Below are 17,831 nucleotides of genomic sequence, written 5' to 3'. Positions count from 1 at the left end.
CCGTCGCGCCCTTGGGGGAGCGGCGGGCAACTGCGTAAGTTGCCGGGCATGTTGCCGAAGTCTGTTACGGAGCCCGACGGTTCTGCCGTGATCCGGGCACTCAGCTACAACATCCGCTCCCTGCGCGACGACGAGGAGGCGCTGGCCCGGGTCATCCGGGCCTGCGCGCCCGACCTGGTCTTCGTCCAGGAAGCCCCGCGGTTCTTCCGGTGGCGCAAGCACGCCGCCCGGCTGGCCGCCAAGACCGACCTCGTGGTGCTGGGCGGCGGGGCGACGGCCGCCGGTCCGCTGCTGATGTGCTCGCTACGGGCCTTCGTGGAGCGGACCGAGGACGTCCTGCTGCCCCTGACCCCCGGACTGCACCGGCGGGGCTTCGCGACCGCCGTGGTCCGCTTCGGGGCGGCGAGGGTCGGCGCCGTCAGCGCGCACCTGTCCCTGGACCGCGCGGAACGGTCCGCGCAGGCGGGGATGCTGGCCGAACGGGCCGCCGCACTGGGGGCACCGCACGCGATCGTGGCCGCCGACGTGAACGAAGCCCCCGGGGGGCCGGCCTTCGGGCGCCTCACGGAAACCCTGCGCGACTGCTGGACGGTCGCGCCCTGGGGCGGCGGCGACACCTTCCCGGCGGTGGCGCCGGACCGGCGCATCGACGCCGTCTTCGCCTCGGCGGGGGTGGAGGTGCTGGCGTGCGGTGTCCCTGCGGGGCTTTCGGGGGTCACCTCCCGCGACCTCCACACGGCAACGGACCACCTCCCGGTCCTGGCCACCCTCCGCCTCCCGGCGACCCCGTAACCCCGCCCACCGACGGGACCGGGCTGCGCCGGGGCTCCTGGGGCTCCGCCCCAGACCCCGCGCCTCAAACTCCCCCAGCTACCGCTGGGAGGTACCCCCCGGCGGGGCTGGATTTTTCAGCCTCGCCGGCGTTTGAGGCGCGGGAGCGGAGCGCCGTGTGGTGAGCCGCGCCGGCGATTGAGGCGGGAACGGTGGACTGGGGGTCCCCCCGGACGGAGTCGGGGGGATGGGGAGGGGACGGCCCCGCGCAGCGGAACCCGGCCCCCGCCGTGGCGGAAGGTCACACCACCGCGCCGCGGCCCGGGTCGTCGTCCTCGTCGTCGTCCTGCGACATCCGGGCCACCAGGGTGGCGAAGCCGCCCAGGAAGCCGCCGATGCCCAGGGTGGTCAGCCACCAGGTCATGTCCCACTGCAGCAGCACCGCGAGGAGCAGCAGCACCGGCCCGCCCACCACCGCGAGCCACGCGAACTTGGCCGTCGTGTCCGCGGGCGGCAGCTCCGGCTCCGGAGGGACGAAGTGGCCCTCGTCGTCCTTCGGCTCCGCCGGCGTGTGGTCCCGCGGCCCCGGCGCGGCGGCGGGGGAGCCCGTCCCCACGCCCGGGGCGAAGGTGACCGAGCTGCCGAGCGCCGGAGGCTCCGATCCCGACTCCGGTTCGGGCTTCGGTTCGGGCTTCGGCGGCGCCTTCGGATCCCGCTCCGCCACCGGAGGCACCGCCTTGACGTCCTCCTCCGGCAGCATCAGGTTCTCGATCGGCCGGAACGGCCTCGACCCCGGCGGGTCCGGTGGCTCCTGCCCGTACCCGGCGACGATCGCGGCCCACGCCGCTTCCTCGTCCAGCGGGGGGACACCCCCCGAGGACTCCTCGTGCTCAGCCACCGCTGGCCGCCCCCTCCCTGCCGACGCTCTCCGCGAGCCGCCCGACGAACGCATAGCTGTCCGCGAAGATCCGCTCCGCGTCGAAGTCCAACGTCGCGACGTGGTAGCTCTGTTCCAGCAGGGTCTCGGTGACGTCCGTCGAGGAGATCCGCGACAGGATCCGCGCCGAGTCCACCGGCGGCACGACGTGGTCCTGCGGGCTGTGCAGCAGCAGCACCGGCTGCGTCACCTGCGGCAGGTCGGCGTCCACCAGCCGGAAGAGCTTGCGCAGGGAGTCGGCGGCCCGGGTCGGGACCCGGTCGTAGCCGACCTCCTCCGAGCCCGGCTTCGCGATGTCGCTCGCGATGCCCGGCGTCGACCGGACGAAGTGCTTGACCACCGGAAGGGCGACGGCGAGCGGGTCGTGGACCTTGTTCGCCGGGTTGACGAGGACGATCCCGCTGATCGAGTCCCCGTGCTTGGCGGCCAGCCGCAGGGTCAGCGCCCCGCCCATGGACAGCCCGAAGACGAAGACCTGCTCGCACCGGTCCAGCAGCTCCCGCAGCGCGCGGTCGACCTCGGCGTACCAGTCCTGCCAGCCGGTGAGCTGCATGTCCTGCCAGCGCGTGCCGTGTCCCGGCAGCAGCGGCAGGGAGACCGTCAGCCCGCGCGCGGCCAGGTGGTCGGCCCAGGGGCGCAGGGACTGGGGGGAGCCGGTGAAACCGTGGCAGAGGAGGACGCCGACCTCTCCGCCCTCGTGGCGGAACGGCTCGGCTCCAGGGAGGACGGGCACCAGGGTCTCCTTGGTCATGAGGGGTTGGCGGGTGCGTTGCTCTGTGTGACTTCACCGTACGCGACCGGGGTGGTACCGACCAGGGTCGTCGGGCCGCTCCCGGCGGAGCCAGGGGTTAAGGTCTGTTCGACAGACACAGGAAGGCTTTCGAGTTGATCTACGGCGCAATGAAGTTCTCCATCGGCGGGTCCCTGAAGCTCGCCTTCAGGCCGTGGGTGGAGGGCCTCGAAAACATTCCCGCGGAGGGGCCGGCGATCCTCGCGAGCAACCACCTGTCCTTCTCCGACTCCTTCTTCCTCCCCGCCGTGCTGGACCGGAAGGTGACCTTCATCGCAAAGGCGGAGTACTTCACCTCCCCCGGGGTCAAGGGCAAGCTGACGGCGGCCTTCTTCAAGGGCGTCGGCCAGCTCCCGGTGGACCGCTCCGGCGCGCGCGGTGCGGGCGAGGCCGCCATCAAGAGCGGCATCGAGGTCATCGAACGCGGGGAGCTGTTCGGTATCTACCCCGAGGGGACCCGTTCACCCGACGGCCGCCTCTACCGGGGCAAGCCCGGCGGCCTGGCCCGGGTGGCGCTCGCCACCGGCGCCCCCGTGATCCCGGTCGCGATGATCGACACCGAGAAGATCCAGCCGCCCGGCAAGGTCGTCCCGAAGCTGATGCGTCCGGGCATCCGGATCGGCAAGCCGCTGGACTTCAGCCGCTACCAGGGGATGGACGGGGACCGCTTCATCCTGCGCTCGGTGACCGACGAGGTCATGTACGAGATCATGAAGCTTTCCGGCCAGGAGTACGTGGACATCTACGCCACCGCCGCGAAGCGCCAGATCGCCGACGCGGAGAAGGCCGCCAAGGGCGAGAAGGCGGACAAGGGCGAGAAGGCCGAGAAGGGCGACGGGGCCGGGCAGTAGGACGGGCGGGCGGCGGTGCCGCCCGCACGGGGGTGGGGGAGATGGCGAAGCGCGAGCGCGTCGTGCGCATGTCGGTCGAGCAGCCGCTGTGGCAGGCCCTGACGGCCTACCGGCTGCTCACCATGGTCTACGCGGTGCTGCTGTTCGCCTCCGCGTACCGGAAGTTCGACCAGCCCTGGACGGCGGCCGGCTACCTCGCCGTCCTCGCCGTCTGGACCGTGGCCACCCGGCGCAAGGTGGCCGGCGCCGCGTCCTGCACCCGCCGGTTCCTCGTCGCCGACCTCACCGTCGCCCTCGTGGGCGTCCTGCTCACCCCGCTCGCCGACACCCACGCCCGGATCGCGTCGGGCGGCCCGACCCTCCCCAGCATCTGGACGGCCGGTTCGGTCCTCGCCTTCGCCCTCAAGGGCGGCTGGCGCTGGGCCGGAGTCGCCTCGACCTTCGTGGCCGTCGCCAACATCGTCATCCACGGCGGCGACCCCACCCGGGACACCCTGCACAACGTCCTGCTGGTCTGGGTGGCCTCCATAGCCCTCGGCTACGTCATCGAGGTCGCCCGCGCCAGCGAGGCGACCCTCGCCCGGGCCCTGGAGATCGAGGCCGCCACCCGCGAGCGCGAACGCCTCGCCCGCGACATTCACGACGGGGTCCTCCAGGTCCTCGCCATGGTCCAGCGGCGCGGCACCGAGCTGGGCGGCGAGGCCGCGGAGCTCGGCCGGATGGCGGGCGAGCAGGAGGTGGCGCTGCGCACCCTGGTCTCCAGCGGGCTGGTGCACCCCTCGCGGGTCTCGCGCGACGGGTCGCTGGGCGCGCTGGTGGACGCCTACGAGGTGGAGGAGCCCGGCTCCGACGAGGGTGAGCTGGACCTGCGCTCCCTGCTCGCCCCGCACGCAGGCTCCCGGGTGAGCTTCGCCGAGCCGGGCGCCCCCGTGCCGCTGCCGGTGCCCGCCGCGCGGGAGCTGGCCGCGGCGGTCGGGGCGGCCCTGGACAACGTCCGCAAGCACGCCGGGGAGGGCGCCCGCGCGTGGATCCTGGTCGAGGACTGGGGGGACGAGGTGATCGTGACCGTACGGGACGACGGTCCGGGCATCCCGGCCGGCCGGCTCGACCAGGCGGCCGGGGAGGGACGGATGGGCGTGGCCCTGTCCATCCGCGGACGGCTGCGCGACCTCGGCGGCAGCGCCGAGCTGGTGTCCGTCCCCGGACAGGGCACCGAAGTGGAACTGAAAGTACCGAGGGGGACAACCCAGTGACCGAGACGAACGACCTCCACGAGATCAAGGTGATGGTCGTCGACGACCATCCGATGTGGCGGGACGCGGTCGCCCGCGACCTGGCCGCCGCCGGGTTCGACGTCGTGGCCACCGCCGGGGACGGACCGGAGGCCGTGCGCCGGGCCCGTGCCGCCGGCCCGGGGGTGCTGGTCCTCGACCTCAACCTGCCGGGCATGCCGGGCGTGCAGGTCTGCAAGGAGCTCGTCGGCGCCGATCCCGCGCTGCGCGTGCTCGTCCTGTCGGCCAGCGGGGAGCACGCGGACGTGCTGGAGGCGGTCAAGTCCGGGGCCACCGGCTACCTGCTGAAGTCCGCCGGGGCGCAGGAGCTGATCGACGCGGTGCGCCGCACCGCGGCCGGCGACCCGGTGTTCACCCCCGGCCTGGCCGGCCTGGTCCTCGGCGAGTACCGGCGCCTGGCCACCGTCCCGGCGCCCGCCGCCGCCGACGAACCCAAGGCCCCGCAGCTGACCGACCGGGAGACCGAGGTGCTGCGGCTGGTGGCCAAGGGGCTCTCGTACAAGCAGATCGCGGAGCGGCTGGTGATCTCCCACCGCACGGTGCAGAACCACGTGCAGAACACCCTGGGCAAGCTCCAGCTGCACAATCGGGTGGAGCTCGTCCGGTACGCGATCGAGCGCGGGCTGGACGACGCCGACGCATAACGGGTGACACCGGTCGTACTTACTTCCCGTACGAGTGAACACGCGTACGCAACGCCTCGCATGTTCACCGGAATTGACCTCCCCAGAGCCCTTGCTGTGACCTGCGTCACCACTAGCGTGACCGTCATGGCGAAGGGAGATTCCATGAAGGTCGGAGTGCTCACGGGCGGCGGCGACTGCCCCGGGCTCAACGCGGTGATCAGGGCGGTCGTCCGCAAGGGCACGCAGGAGTACGGATACGGGTTCGTCGGCTTCAAGGACGGCTGGCGGGGACCGGTCGACGGGGACACCGTCCCGCTCGGCATCCCCGCCGTCCGCGGGATCCTGCCCCGCGGCGGCACCATCCTCGGCTCCTCGCGCACCAACCCGTTCACGAGGGAGAACGGCGTACGGGCCATCAAGGAGAACCTCGCCAAGTTCGAGGTCGACGCGCTCGTCGCGATCGGCGGCGAGGACACCCTGGGAGTGGCCGCCCGGCTGCACGCGGAGCACGGCATCCCCTGCGTGGGCGTGCCCAAGACCATCGACAACGACCTCTCGGCCACCGACTACACCTTCGGCTTCGACACGGCCGTCGGCATCGCGACCGAGGCCATCGACCGGCTGCACACCACCGCCGAGTCCCACATGCGGGTCCTCGTCGTCGAGGTGATGGGCCGGCACGCGGGCTGGATCGCCCTGCACTCGGGTCTGGCGGGCGGTGCCAACGTCATCCTCATCCCCGAGCAGCGCTTCGACGTGGACCAGGTCTGCGCCTGGGTGACCTCCCGCTTCAAGGCGAGCTACGCGCCGATCGTGGTGGTCGCGGAGGGCGCGATGCCCACCGACGGGGAGATGGTCCTCAAGGACGCCACCACGGACTCCTTCGGGCACGTCCGGCTCTCGGGCGTCGGCGAATGGCTGGCCAAGGAGATCGAGGCGCGCACCGGCAAGGAGGCCCGTACGACGGTCCTCGGGCACATCCAGCGCGGCGGCACCCCGAGCGCCTTCGACCGCTGGCTGGCCACCCGCTTCGGGCTGCACGCGATCGACGCGGTGCGCGACGGGGACTTCGGCAAGATGGTCGCGCTGAAGGGGACGGACATCGTCCGCGTGCCGATCGCGGAGGCCACCGCGAAGCTCAAGACGGTCGACCCCGCGCTGTACGAGGAGGTCGGGGTCTTCTTCGGCTGAGGGCTGCCGAGCCTTCGGGCGCCGCCGGACCACGGGTCGTATCGTGACGAACGGCCCATGGTCCGACTGGTTCGACGTACGGGAGCACGCGTGGAGATCCTGGCCTTCGGAGTGACCGCCGACGAGAAACCGCTCCTGGAGCGGGCCTTCGCCGGACAGCACGAGGTCCGCTGTCTCGACGTCCCGCTGAGCGAGGACACGGTGCCCATCGCCGTCGGCTACGAGATCGTCTCCTCCAGCGTGAACGCGGACCTCGGCCACAGGGTCCTGAACGCGCTGTCCGCCGGCGGGACGAAGATGATCGCCCAGCGGTCGACCGGCTTCAACAACATCGACCTGGACGTGGCCCGCCGGCTCGGCATGACCGTCGGCCGCGTCTCGTACTACTCCCCCCACTCCGTGGCCGAGTTCGCCTGGACCCTGGCGACGGCCGTCAACCGCAAGGTCGTGCGGGCGGCCATCCGCACCCGCGACTTCGACTTCCGGCTGAACGGGCTGATGGGCCGCGACTTCCACGGCCGCACGGCGGGGATCCTCGGCACCGGCAAGATCGGCGAGGTCTTCGCCCGGATCGCCCACGGCTTCGGGATGACCCTCCTCGGCTGGGACGTCGCCCGGAACCCGGCCTGCCTGGAGCTGGGCATGACGTACGTGGACAAGGAGGAGCTCCTCGCCCGGTCCGACCTGATCAGCCTGCACGTGCCCCTGCTGGAGTCCACGCACCACCTGATCGACGCGGCCGCCCTGAAGGCCATGCGCGACGACGCGATCCTCGTGAACTCCAGCCGGGGAGGCCTGATCGACGCCGCCGCCCTGGTCGACGAGCTGAGGGCGGGCCGCTTCGCCGGGGTCGGCCTCGACGTGTACGAGGCGGAGGCCGGGGTGTTCTTCCTCGACAAGTCCCTCGAAGCCGTCGAGGACGACACCCTGGCCCGGCTGGTCACCTTCCCGCACGTCGTGGTGACCAGCCACCAGGCCTACTACACGGCCGACGCCGTCGGGCAGATCATCGACACCACCGTCCGCAACGTCGCCGACTACCTGGGCGGCCGCAGCTCCGAGAACACGCTGGTGCCGTCCCCTTGACCGTGCGGCCTGACCGTGCGGCCTGACCGTGCGGCCCGACCGGGCCGGCGGGGCCGGGTCAGGCCGGGGTCATGACCCCCGTCAGCAGGTCCCGGACCAGGTCCGCGCCCCGCAGGGTGAGCACCGACTCCGGGTGGAACTGCACGCCCGCGACCCCGCCCGCGGCCGACCGCAGGGCGTGCACCTCGCCGGTCTCCGGATCCCGGGCGACCTCGACCCCCTCGCCGGCCAGGCGCACGGCCAGCTCGTCGGAGCAGTGCGCGGTGTAGGTGTTGTAGAAGCCCACCACCTCCTCGGCCCCGAAGAGGCCGATCCGCGTCTGCGCCCCCTGCGCGGGCTCCGCCTTGCGGACCAGCGGCAGTCCCAGTTCGGCGGCCAGCAGCTCGTGGCCCAGGCAGACGCCCAGGATCCCGCCCCGGTGCGAGGCCAGCAGCTCCCCGGCCAGCGCGCGCAGCATCCGCATCTTCGGGTCGCCGGACTCCGCCGGGTTGCCCGGACCCGGGCCGAGGACGATCGGCCCCTCCCAGGCCAGGGCCGCGGCCCGCAGGCCGGGGTCGTCGTAGCGGCGTACGGTCACCTCCAGCCCGGTGACCCGCAGCACGTGGGCCAGCATCGCGGTGAAGGTGTCCTCCCCGTCGACCACCAGCGCGTGGCCGGTCAGCGACGCGGGCTGCTCCTGCATCCGGAGCCAGAACGGCGCGAGATCGGCCCGCCGGGCCGCCAGCGCGGCCTGGACCCGGGGGTCGTCGGCCAGCCGGGTCCCCTCGAAGGCCGGGCGGGGCGCCGCCTCCCGCACCCCGAGGGCCGCCAGCACCCCGGCTGCCTTGGCGTGGGTCTCCGCCACCTCGCCGCGCGGGTCGGAGTGGCGCACCAGGGTGGCGCCGACCGGCACCCGCAGGGTCCCGTCCGGGGCGATGTCGGCGGTGCGGATCAGGATGGGGGAGTCCAGGGTCTGGCCGCCGGAGGCGTCCAGGCCGAGGAGGGCCAGCGCGCCCGCGTAGTAGCCGCGGCCGCCGCTCTCGTAGCGCTCGATCACGCGGCAGGCGTTCTGTACGGGCGAGCCCGTCACGGTCGCCGCGAACATGGTCTCCCGCAGCACCTCCCGGACGTCCAGCGAGGAGCGTCCGCGCAGCTCGTACTCGGTGTGCGCGAGGTGGGACATCTCCTTCAGCCGCGGTCCGACGACGGCCCCGCCCATGTCGCCGACCGTGCACATCATCTTGAGCTCCTCGTCGACCACCATCGACAGCTCCTCGGTCTCCTTGCGGTCCCCGAGGAAGGCGAGGAGCGACTCGGCGGTCGGACCCCCGGCGGGATAGCGGTAGGTGCCGCTGATCGGGTTCATCACCACCGTGCGGCCGGACATCCGGACGTGGACCTCCGGGCTCGCCCCGACGAGGGTCCGCTCCCCGGTGTGCACGACGTACGTCCAGTACGCGCCCCGCTCGCCCTCCAGCAGCCGCCGGAACAGGGCGAGCGCGTCGGCCCGGCCGAAACCGTCGATCCGGCCCCCGTAGGTCCGCCGGATCACGAAGTTCGCGCCCTCGCCGCGCCCGATCTCGTCGCGGATCACGCGCTCGACGGTGGCCGCGTAGTCCTCGTCGGTGACGTCGAAGCCGCCGTCCTCGACCCGTACGTCGTGGCCGGGCAGCACCGCCAGCGCCGCCGCGAGGGGGATCTCGTAGGCCTCCTCGGCGGTCAGCACGCTCAGCGGGGTGCCGTCGTCGCGCACGTCGAAGCCGCGCTCGCGGATCTGCCGGAAGGGCACGAGGGCGAGGGTGGGCAGGTCCCGGACCGGCAGGTCGGCCAGGCGCGCGGCCTCGTGCACCGGCCCGATCAGCACCTCGACGGTGTCGTGGTCACGGCCCGGGGTGCGCCGGCGGAGCAGGGCGAACGGCGGGCAGGACTCGTCGAGGAGCCGACTCGGGTCGAAGGGGCCATCCTGGGAGCGGGGGACCCGGAACGGTGAATCCTGGGACTGGGGCATGGTGTGGGCGTCCTTCCGGTGGATCCGCGGAGCTGCGGATCCGGTGGCTTGTCGGCGGGAGGGACGGCCCGGTCGCGCAAACGCGAAAGGCCGCCCCTCGGGGCGGCCTTTCGCGTCGCTCGTGTCAGTGGGTACGCACGAGGGGTGGGCCGCCGGGAGCGGGCCACCACCAGTTCTGGTCGGAGTGTGCGTACATGCGAGGCACCCTAGCCCAAGCGGACGGGATCCCGCTGCATCCGTTCTATACCGACATGTGAACCACGGATTCCGTTCATTTTCGCCGTCCGCACCTTCGAGCGACACCGTCTCACCAGGTGGGCGCCGGGCCGGACGGGACGTGTGACGCCGTAATGTGTGCGAGGTGACCGTGAACGCTGAAACCCAAGCCCCCGCCCATCAGGCGACCTGGCGAGACCTTCCCGCGGCGCAGCAGCCTTCGTACCCCGATGCCGAGGCACTGCGCGCTGTCGTCGCGGACCTCGAGTCGTATCCTCCCCTCGTATTCGCGGGTGAGTGCGATCAGCTGCGCGCCCGTCTGGGAGCCGTCGCCAAGGGCGAGGCGTTCCTGCTCCAGGGCGGCGACTGCGCCGAGGCCTTCGACGCCGTGTCCGCCGACCACATCCGCGCCAAGCTGAAGACGCTGCTCCAGATGAGCGCCGTCCTGACGTACGCGGCCTCCGTGCCCGTCGTCAAGGTCGGCCGCATCGCCGGCCAGTACTCCAAGCCGCGCTCCAAGGACACCGAGACCCGCGACGGCGTCACCCTGCCGACCTACCGCGGCGACTCCGTCAACGGCTTCGCCTTCACCGAAGAGGCCCGGATCCCGGACCCCGAGCGGCTGAAGCGCATGTACCACGCCTCGGCCTCGACGCTGAACCTGGTGCGCGCCTTCACCACCGGTGGTTACGCCGACCTGCGCCAGGTGCACGCCTGGAACCAGGACTTCGTGAAGTCCTCCCCCTCCGGGCAGCGCTACGAGCAGCTCGCGCGGGAGATCGACAACGCGCTGAACTTCATGAAGGCCTGTGGCACCGACCCGGCCGAGTTCAAGGCGGTGGAGTTCTACGCCTCCCACGAGGCGCTGCTCCTCGACTACGAGGGCGCGCTGACCCGTACGGACTCGCGCACCGGCAAGCTGTACGACACCTCCGGCCACATGGTCTGGGTCGGTGAGCGCACCCGCCAGCTGGACCACGCGCACATCGAGTTCTGCTCGCAGATCGCCAACCCGCTCGGCATCAAGCTCGGCCCCACCACCACGGTGGACGAGGCGCTCACCTACATCGACCGCCTGGACCCCGAGCGCGAGCCGGGCCGGCTGACCTTCGTCGTCCGCATGGGCGCCGACAAGGTCCGCGAGAAGCTCCCGGAGCTGGTCGAGAAGGTCACCGCGTCCGGTGCGACCGTCGCCTGGGTCACCGACCCGATGCACGGGAACACCTTCGAGGCGGCCTCCGGCCACAAGACGCGACGCTTCGACGACGTGCTCGACGAGGTCAAGGGCTTCTTCGAGGTCCACAAGGCCCTGGGCACCCACCCGGGCGGCATCCACGTCGAGCTCACCGGTGACGACGTCACCGAGTGCGTGGGCGGCGGCGACGAGATCTTCGTCGACGACCTGCACCAGCGCTACGAGACGGCCTGCGACCCGCGCCTCAACCGCAGCCAGTCCCTGGACCTGGCGTTCCTGGTCGCCGAGATGTACCGCGATCAGTAAGTAGCTTCCTACGACGATGGGGCGCGGATCGATGTGATCCGCGCCCCATCGTCGTATCCGGGTCTTTTAGGGGACCCTCAGTTTGGGTACGGTTAGGTAAGCCTCACCGAATGGGGATGGCCCGCAGAACCGTTCCGCACCAGGGAGGTGAACCGCGTGTACGTCTGCTCTTGCTTCGGGATCACCGACAAGCAGGTCAAGGAGCACGCGGCTGCCGGGGCCTGCACCCCCCGCCAGATCGCCTCGGCCACCAAGGCCGGCACCGACTGCGGCTCCTGCGTGCGCACCATCCAGGGCCTCCTCGGCCGCGGGGCCTGCCCGCGCCGGGAGCTGCTGGAGAAGGGCGACGGGGCGGCGGTCCTGGCGGCCGACTCGCGGCTCGTTCCCGCGATCGCGGCCGGCTCCGCGCCGGAGCCCGCGCTCGCCGAAGCGGCCTAGCTCTCCGGCTGCTCGATCAGCTGCGCGATGTAGAGCGGCTCGCCGATGCTCTCGATGAGCTCCAGCTGGGTGTCGAGGTAGTCGATGTGGTGCTCCTCGTCCTCCAGGATCTCCTCGAAGAGCCGGGCGGACGTGACGTCGCCCTTTCCGCGCATGACCTCGATGCCCCGCTTGAGGCGGTCGATGGCCTCGACCTCGACCTGCCGGTCGGCCTGGAACATCTCCGTGAGGGTCTGGCCGACGCGCACGTGGAAGAGGCGCTGGTAGTTCGGCAGACCGTCGAGCATCAGGATGCGCTCGGTGATCTTGTCCGCGTGCTTCATCTCGTCGATGGATTCGGCGCGCGTGTAGTGGGCGAGCTTCGTCCAGCCCTTGTTGTCCTGGATGCGGTAGTGCAGCCAGTACTGGTTGATGGCCGTGAGCTCACCGGTCAGCTGCTCGTTGAGAAACTCAAGGACCTCGGGGTCGCCCTGCATCGCAGAGGCTCCTTCCAGGCAATGTCAGCTACGTGACGGGGCAGGTGCGCGCATCTTTGCACCGCCACCCGGGAGCGTCCAGTAAGTGCCTCCTTAGTGGGAGTTGCTGCGACTTGCCCGGATAGGGCCGGACCTGGTCGTGACCACCCCGCCGCGTCTGTCACCATGGAGACATGGGTCAGCCGGAAAGCCGGGAATCTCCGGGAGCAGAGCAGTTCGAGCTCCCCCCGGGGCAGCGGTTGCAGAGGGGCTGGCCGGTCACCCACTACGGTCCCGTGCCCAAGTTCAAGCCGGAGCGCTGGGAGTTCCGCGTCTTCGGCGCCACGGCCGACGGTGAGAAGCACTGCTGGAACCACGAGGACTTCGCGGCCCTGCCGTTCGACTCGGTCGTCGCCGACCTGCACTGCGTCACCAAGTTCAGCATGCCGGGCGCCGAATGGGGCGGTGTCATGGCGCGCACCGTGCTGGCGCTGGCCCCGCCGGCGCCGCAGGTCACGCACGTGATGGTGTGGGCCGAGTACGGCTTCAGCTCCAACCTGAGACTGGCCGATTTCTCCTCCGACCGGACCGTCTTCGCCACCCACATGGGCGGCGAACTGCTGACGGCCGAGCACGGTTTCCCGCTGCGGCTCGTGGTCCCGCACCTCTACGCCTGGAAGGGCCCCAAGTGGGTCCGCGGCATCGAGTACATGACCGCGGACCGCCGGGGCTTCTGGGAGGAGCGGGGCTACCACAACATCGGCGACCCCTGGCGCGAGCAGCGCTTCTCGTACCAGGAGGAGCCGGGCGACGGCCCCGAGCTCTAACCCTCGTGGTACCGGTGGACGACCGCGTGGCCCTTGCCGCGGCCGATCATCCACTTGTTGACCGGGGTGGTCACGACGAAGGCCAGCGCGAGGGAGAGCGCGAGCGCCGCCCAGAACAGGGCGTCCGAGAGCTGTGCGTCCATGGCGCCGGGCCACAGGGCGATGACCCCGTTGTCGATCAGCTCCATGACGGCGATCGAAAGGGTGTCCGCGGCCAGCGCCACCCGGACGGCCGAACGGAGGTCCACTCCGGCGGCGAGGACGCCGCGCAGGGTGAGCGCGTAGCCGAAGAAGAACGCGAGGACGATCGCGAGGATCATCGTCGGAACGTTCCCCCAGCCCAGGGCGGTTCCGATGATCATGCCGAGCACCTCGCCGATGGCGCACCCGGTGAGGCAGTGCAGGGTGGCGCGGGCGGCCATGTCCCAGCCGACGGTCCCGTGGCCGTGGTGGCCGTGCTCCTCGGGCTCCGGATGGCCGTGTCCGTGGTGTCCGTGGTGCCCGTGTTCGTCTTCGTGGTGGGCGTGTGCCTGATCCATGACGACCCCCTGGTGGGAACAGCCGGGTGGCGGTTCTGTCGATGGACGGAACCGTATACCCCCCTGGGGTATTCCCTCAAGGGATCTTCCACTCAGTGGACGCCGCGCAGCTCCTTCAGCAGGGCCACGTCGGCGGCGTGCCCCTCCTTGCCGCCGGGCGTCTCGATGATCAGCGGCACACCCTCCGTCTCGGGGTGCGAGCACAGCTCCGCGAAGGCCTCCCGGCCGATGTGACCCTGGCCGATGTTGGCGTGCCGGTCCTTGTGGGCGCCGACGCCCTCCTTGGAGTCGTTGGCGTGGATCAGCTTCAGCCGGCCCGGCCCCACCGTGTCCACCAGCAGGTCCAGCGTCTGCTTGGTGCCGCCCGGCTCGGCCAGGTCGTGGCCCGCCGCGAAGATGTGGCAGGTGTCCAGGCAGATGCCGAGGCGGGGGTGGTGGTCGAGCGCCTCGAAGTAGGGCCCGAAGTCCCAGGTCCGGGAGCAGAGCGAGAAGCCCTGACCGGCGGTGGACTCCAGCAGCAGGAACGGGTCGTCCTCGTGCGTCAGCTCGTCCAGCAGCGGCAGCATGTACTCCCTGACCTGCGCGTACGCCGCCTCGCGCGGGCGGCCCCCGGTCGCCGAGCCGGTGTGCACGACCACGCCGAGCGCGCCGATCTCCCGGCCCCGGCGCAGCGAGTGGCGCAGCGACTCCACCGACTTCTCCACCGTGGCCCCGTTGTGCGAGCCGAAGTTGATCAGGTACGGGGCATGGACGTACACCGGGAGGGACTCCTCGGCGCACTGCGCCCGGAACAGCTCGTCCTGCGCCGGGTTGCCGGTCGGCGTGGCCCAGCCGCGCGGATTGGCGACGAAGACCTGGAGGGCCTCGGCGCCCATCTCACGGGCGTACGGGAGGCCGACCGAGGCGAGGCCGCCGGCGACGGGGACGTGCCCGCCCACGGGGTTGCGCGTCATGGTCCGTCACAGTCCCTTGGTCTTGAGGGTGATCGTGCTGCCCTCGGGGGCGCCCTGGCCGCCGGGCACCGACTGGGTCTCCACGGTGTTGCTGAAGGAGAGGAACGGCCGGTCCACCTTCACCTTGAAGCCCAGGGCCTCCAGGGTCTTGCGGGCCGGGTCCACGTCCTGGTTGGTCACGTCCGGCACCAGGACCTGCCGGGGGCCCTTGGACACGGTCAGCGTGACGGTGTCACCGCCCGCCGCCGAGGCGCCCGCGGCGACCGACTGGCCCACGACCGTGCCGGCCGGGGAAGCGGAGTTGACCTGCTCGGGCGCCGCCTGCGCCGTCAGCCCGACGGCCTCCAGCGCGGCCCGTGCCTGGTCGAGGGGCTTGCCGGTGACGGCCGGGACCGGGATCGGGCGGCCCTTGCTGACGACGAGCGCGATCGCGGTGTCGGGCGCCCGCTTGTTGCCGCCCAGCGGGTTGGTCTCGATCACCGAGCCCTGGGCGACGTCCTGGCTGAAGGCCTGGGTGACGATGCCGGGCGCCAGGCCCGTCCTCGTCAGCTCGGCCTTGGCCTCCTCCAGCGGCCGGCCCTTCAGGTCGGGGATGCCGACCAGCTCGGGGCCGCGGGACACGGTGAGGACGACCGCCCCGTTGCCGCGGATCTGCTTGCCGCCCTCGGGAGTGCTGTTCATGACCGTACCGCGGTCGAAGGCGTCGCTGAACTTCCGGTCCACCCGCTTCACGCCGAGTCCGGCGGCCGACAGCTGGGAGCGGGCCTGCGCCTCCGTCTTGCCCAGGAGGTTGGGGACCTTGGTGAACTGGCCGGAGTTGATGTACCAGACGCCGGCGCCCAGCCCGAGGGCGAGCAGGACCCCGGCGACGACCAGGAGCATCCCGCGGCGCGGGCGGCCCGGCGCGGGAGCCGTGTGGGCCGCGGGCGGCTGCGGGCGCTCCAGCCGGGAGGTGTGGTGCACCGGCTGCGGGGCCTCCACCGGGCGCGGGATCACGCTGGTGCGGTCCTCGGCGGCCGCCCGCTCCCCGTCCAGGGCCTGCGGAGGTACGGCGTCCAGCTCGGAGTCACTGAGCTGCTCCCGCGCCTCCCGGGTCAGCCCGAGCAGGGCCGCCGCGTCGGTGGGACGCAGCTCGGGGGCGCGGGCGGTGGCGTCCGCGACCAGGGCGTCGAGGGCGGCGGGCAGTCCGGGAACGGCGGCCGACGGGGGCGGGACGTCCTCGTGGAGGTGCTGGTAGAGCACCTGGGCGGGGGTGCCGCCGGTGTGGGGCTTGGAGCCGGTGAGCATCTCGTACAGGACGACGCCGCAGGCGTAGACGTCCACCCGGGTGTCGGTGACGCCGTTCTCGATCTGCTCGGGCGCCAGGTAGGAGACGGTGCCGAGGATCGAGCCGGTGGTGTTCGTCGCGGCGTCCACGGAGCGGACCAGACCGAAGTCGGCGACCTTGACGCGGCCGTCGTCGCCGATCAGGACGTTCTCGGGCTTCATGTCCCGGTGGACGAAACCGGCCCGGTGTGCGGTGCCGAGGGCGGCGAGGACCGGCTCGAAGATGTCGAGGGCGGCCCGCGGCTGGAGCGCGCCGCGCTCGCGCAGCACGTCGCGCAGGGTGCAGCCGGACACGTACTCCATGGCGAGGTACGTGTACGGGCCGTCCGTGCCCTGGTCGAACACGGCGACCACGTTGGGGTGGGCGAGGCGGGCCACGGACTTCGCCTCGCGGATGAAGCGCTCGACGAAGGCGCCGTCGGCGGCGAGCGCCGGATGCATCACCTTCAGCGCGAGCACACGGTCCAGGCGGGTGTCGACGGCCCGGTAGACCGTGGCCATGCCGCCGGCCGCGATGCGGGCGTCGATGCGGTAGCGGCCGTCGAGCACGCGCCCGACGAGAGGGTCTTCCAGGGTCGTATCCACCCGGCGATTCTACGAGGCGGTCCGTTTGAGCCGTCCGGCGTGTCCACGCTTGCAGCGCAGCCGTGACATGGGGGCCGCTCCGGGCGCGGGCCGGCCCTCTCCCCCTCGACCCCCCGGGCCCGGGCGGCGGCTGCCCACCCGCCCCCTGGCCTGCGGGCCGGGGCGGCGGGGAGGGGTGTCCCCCCGGGCGGTCTCAGGGAGGGTTTGGGGGTTTCCCGTCAGTCCCATCGTCCTTCCGGTTCGTGCCGGCCCGTCAAGGGCGCTCCTTCGTCGCGTCGCTGCGCGATGCAATGCCGCGTAGTTAAGCGGTGTTGGGGGTTGTCGAGCGGGTTGCTGGTGGAGGGGTGAGGGAGTAGGCCGCGGTTCCTGTCCGGTGGAGGAAGCCGAGCCTGGCCCACTCGGATAGCTGGGTGAGCAGGTTCTTGGGCTTGAGTCCGAGCAGTTCTGCGAGTTCTCTGCCGTCCCAGGCATGGTGGGGGTTCGTGTTCATGATCGCGATGACGCGTTGTCTGCGGGTGGGTGGCTGCGGGGCCCGGGGACGGGCGGGTGGTCTGGCAGCGCGTCGGCGCTGGTGGCGGGTGGGTGATGTCAGGGGTGGTGGTGTGCGGAGCGTGACGGCGATCGTGTCGATCGTGGTGCTCTTTCGGGGGCGGCCGTCGCCTCGGTTGAGGTAGCGGGAGGTGGGTGATTTGACCTTGCGGGCGCTGTAGCGGGGGCGTCGGGCGGGCAGCAGGGTGGCCAGGACGGCTTGGCCGATGGCGCCCAGCAGGTCGGTTCCATCTGCGGGCAGGATGTGGGTGGCCAGGGTGAGCTGATCGCGTGCTGTTTCCAGGGCGGTGGTGAAGCAGGCCCGGTCGGGGTCGGTGCCGGGACGCGACTCGACGGCGTCGACCATGGCCATGCGCAGGAGCTGGTGGAGCAGGAGCAGGGCCCAGACTTCTTGTTCGAGTCCGGGCCGGTCACCGGAGCGCAGGACACGTCCGCCCAGGAGGGTGTGGCGCAGGGCCAGGAAGGCCGTCTCGATCTCCCAGCGTTCGTGGTAGAGGCGGACCAGGGCCCCAGCGGGGTCGTGGCGGTGGTCCAGGAGTGTGGTGATCAGCCGGTAGCGGTCGGCCACGCGGGTGCCGTCCGTGCCGGTCACCGTCAGTTCGGCGTCGATGACGCGCACCGTCAGGCCGCCCACGCGGCAGAGGCAGGAACCGTCGGGCAGGTGCGCAATGACCTGCGGGTTTCGCGTGTTCTTGGCACGGGCGATAAACCGGGCGCCGGTGCAGGAGACCTCGCGCAGGAACGTGTTCGTGTCGTAGGCGCGGTCGATCAGCAGGAGCATGCCGGGTGTGAGGTGAGGCAGCAGGCCGCGGGCGAAGGTGACCTCGTCGCCGTCCTCGGCCGAGCCGACCGTCGCGCCGATCAGGCCGCGGGTGCCGGTGGCCACCAGGGCAACGATCCGCAGCGTGGGG

The 17,831-nt window shown here is 71.8% G+C and carries 17 protein-coding genes; 9 read left to right on the top strand and 8 right to left on the bottom strand.

What is annotated here, in order from left to right:
- Nucleotides 1–48: 48 nt before the first annotated feature.
- Nucleotides 49–792, top strand: a complete 744-nt coding sequence (locus ACEPPI_RS17630; RefSeq protein ID WP_373916169.1) for an endonuclease/exonuclease/phosphatase family protein — start codon at nt 49–51, stop codon at nt 790–792.
- A 280-nt stretch (nt 793–1,072) separates the two neighbouring features.
- Here the strand turns inward: ACEPPI_RS17630 and ACEPPI_RS17625 are convergent, their stop codons facing one another.
- Nucleotides 1,073–1,723, bottom strand: a complete 651-nt coding sequence (locus ACEPPI_RS17625) for a hypothetical protein (RefSeq protein ID WP_373916168.1) — start codon at nt 1,721–1,723, stop codon at nt 1,073–1,075.
- Nucleotides 1,662–2,441: an alpha/beta hydrolase gene (locus ACEPPI_RS17620; RefSeq protein ID WP_373916202.1), complete on the bottom strand. Its 780-nt coding sequence runs from the start codon at nt 2,439–2,441 to the stop codon at nt 1,662–1,664. Before ACEPPI_RS17620 ends, ACEPPI_RS17625 begins: the two co-directional genes overlap by 62 nt.
- A gap of 167 nt (nt 2,442–2,608) precedes the next feature.
- Here ACEPPI_RS17620 and ACEPPI_RS17615 point away from each other — a divergent pair, with 167 nt between their 5' ends.
- The 5 genes from ACEPPI_RS17615 (at nt 2,609) to ACEPPI_RS17595 (ending at nt 7,544) form a co-directional block, all read left to right on the top strand.
- On the top strand, nt 2,609–3,349 hold the full coding sequence (locus tag ACEPPI_RS17615) for a lysophospholipid acyltransferase family protein (protein WP_373916201.1): 741 nt from the start codon (nt 2,609–2,611) through the stop codon (nt 3,347–3,349).
- Nucleotides 3,350–3,390: 41 nt separating this feature from the next.
- A complete protein-coding gene (gene macS / locus ACEPPI_RS17610; RefSeq protein ID WP_373916167.1) occupies nt 3,391–4,602 on the top strand; it encodes a MacS family sensor histidine kinase in 1,212 nt (403 codons plus the stop codon).
- Nucleotides 4,603–4,634: 32 nt separating this feature from the next.
- On the top strand, nt 4,635–5,285 hold the full coding sequence (locus ACEPPI_RS17605) for a response regulator transcription factor (protein WP_356216129.1): 651 nt from the start codon (nt 4,635–4,637) through the stop codon (nt 5,283–5,285).
- Between the two features lie 144 nt (nt 5,286–5,429).
- Nucleotides 5,430–6,458 (top strand): 6-phosphofructokinase, encoded by a 1,029-nt coding sequence (locus ACEPPI_RS17600; RefSeq protein ID WP_373916200.1) that lies wholly within the window; start codon nt 5,430–5,432, stop codon nt 6,456–6,458.
- 90 nt (nt 6,459–6,548) lie between these two features.
- On the top strand, nt 6,549–7,544 hold the full coding sequence (locus tag ACEPPI_RS17595) for a 2-hydroxyacid dehydrogenase (protein WP_373916199.1): 996 nt from the start codon (nt 6,549–6,551) through the stop codon (nt 7,542–7,544).
- A gap of 58 nt (nt 7,545–7,602) precedes the next feature.
- Here ACEPPI_RS17595 and ACEPPI_RS17590 read toward each other — a convergent pair whose 3' ends face one another.
- Nucleotides 7,603–9,531 carry an anthranilate synthase family protein gene (locus ACEPPI_RS17590; RefSeq protein WP_373916166.1) on the bottom strand — a complete coding sequence of 643 codons (1,929 nt, stop codon included), beginning with the start codon at nt 9,529–9,531 and terminating at the stop codon, nt 7,603–7,605.
- 352 nt (nt 9,532–9,883) lie between these two features.
- Here ACEPPI_RS17590 and ACEPPI_RS17585 point away from each other — a divergent pair, with 352 nt between their 5' ends.
- Entirely contained in the window at nt 9,884–11,248 is a 1,365-nt protein-coding gene (locus ACEPPI_RS17585) for a class II 3-deoxy-7-phosphoheptulonate synthase (protein WP_373916165.1), read from the top strand.
- A gap of 156 nt (nt 11,249–11,404) precedes the next feature.
- Nucleotides 11,405–11,686: a bacterioferritin-associated ferredoxin gene (locus ACEPPI_RS17580; RefSeq protein ID WP_373916164.1), complete on the top strand. Its 282-nt coding sequence runs from the start codon at nt 11,405–11,407 to the stop codon at nt 11,684–11,686.
- On the opposite strand, the gene bfr is transcribed toward ACEPPI_RS17580, so the two are convergent.
- Nucleotides 11,683–12,162, bottom strand: a complete 480-nt coding sequence (gene bfr, locus ACEPPI_RS17575) for a bacterioferritin (protein ID WP_266838605.1) — start codon at nt 12,160–12,162, stop codon at nt 11,683–11,685. The genes ACEPPI_RS17580 and bfr overlap by 4 nt on opposite strands.
- A 173-nt stretch (nt 12,163–12,335) precedes the next feature.
- Between bfr and ACEPPI_RS17570 the strand changes: the two genes are divergently transcribed.
- Nucleotides 12,336–12,968 carry a sulfite oxidase-like oxidoreductase gene (locus ACEPPI_RS17570; RefSeq protein ID WP_373916163.1) on the top strand — a complete coding sequence of 211 codons (633 nt, stop codon included), beginning with the start codon at nt 12,336–12,338 and terminating at the stop codon, nt 12,966–12,968.
- Here ACEPPI_RS17570 and ACEPPI_RS17565 read toward each other — a convergent pair.
- The 4 genes from ACEPPI_RS17565 to ACEPPI_RS17550 all read right to left on the bottom strand — a co-directional run.
- Nucleotides 12,965–13,507: a DUF4396 domain-containing protein gene (locus ACEPPI_RS17565; RefSeq protein ID WP_373916162.1), complete on the bottom strand. Its 543-nt coding sequence runs from the start codon at nt 13,505–13,507 to the stop codon at nt 12,965–12,967. The two genes, ACEPPI_RS17570 and ACEPPI_RS17565, sit on opposite strands and share 4 nt — an antisense overlap.
- A 92-nt stretch (nt 13,508–13,599) precedes the next feature.
- Nucleotides 13,600–14,460 (bottom strand): deoxyribonuclease IV, encoded by an 861-nt coding sequence (locus ACEPPI_RS17560; RefSeq protein WP_373916161.1) that lies wholly within the window; start codon nt 14,458–14,460, stop codon nt 13,600–13,602.
- A 6-nt stretch (nt 14,461–14,466) separates the two neighbouring features.
- Entirely contained in the window at nt 14,467–16,371 is a 1,905-nt protein-coding gene (pknB, locus tag ACEPPI_RS17555; protein WP_373916160.1) for a Stk1 family PASTA domain-containing Ser/Thr kinase, read from the bottom strand.
- 301 nt (nt 16,372–16,672) lie between these two features.
- Nucleotides 16,673–17,831 (bottom strand): transposase (locus tag ACEPPI_RS17550; protein ID WP_373916159.1); only part of this gene is annotated, 1,159 nt, incomplete at its 5' end.

Source organism: Streptomyces sp. AB3(2024) (assembly GCF_041862025.1).
Classification (GTDB): domain Bacteria; phylum Actinomycetota; class Actinomycetes; order Streptomycetales; family Streptomycetaceae; genus Streptomyces.
This window is presented reverse-complemented; position numbering and strand designations above follow the sequence as displayed.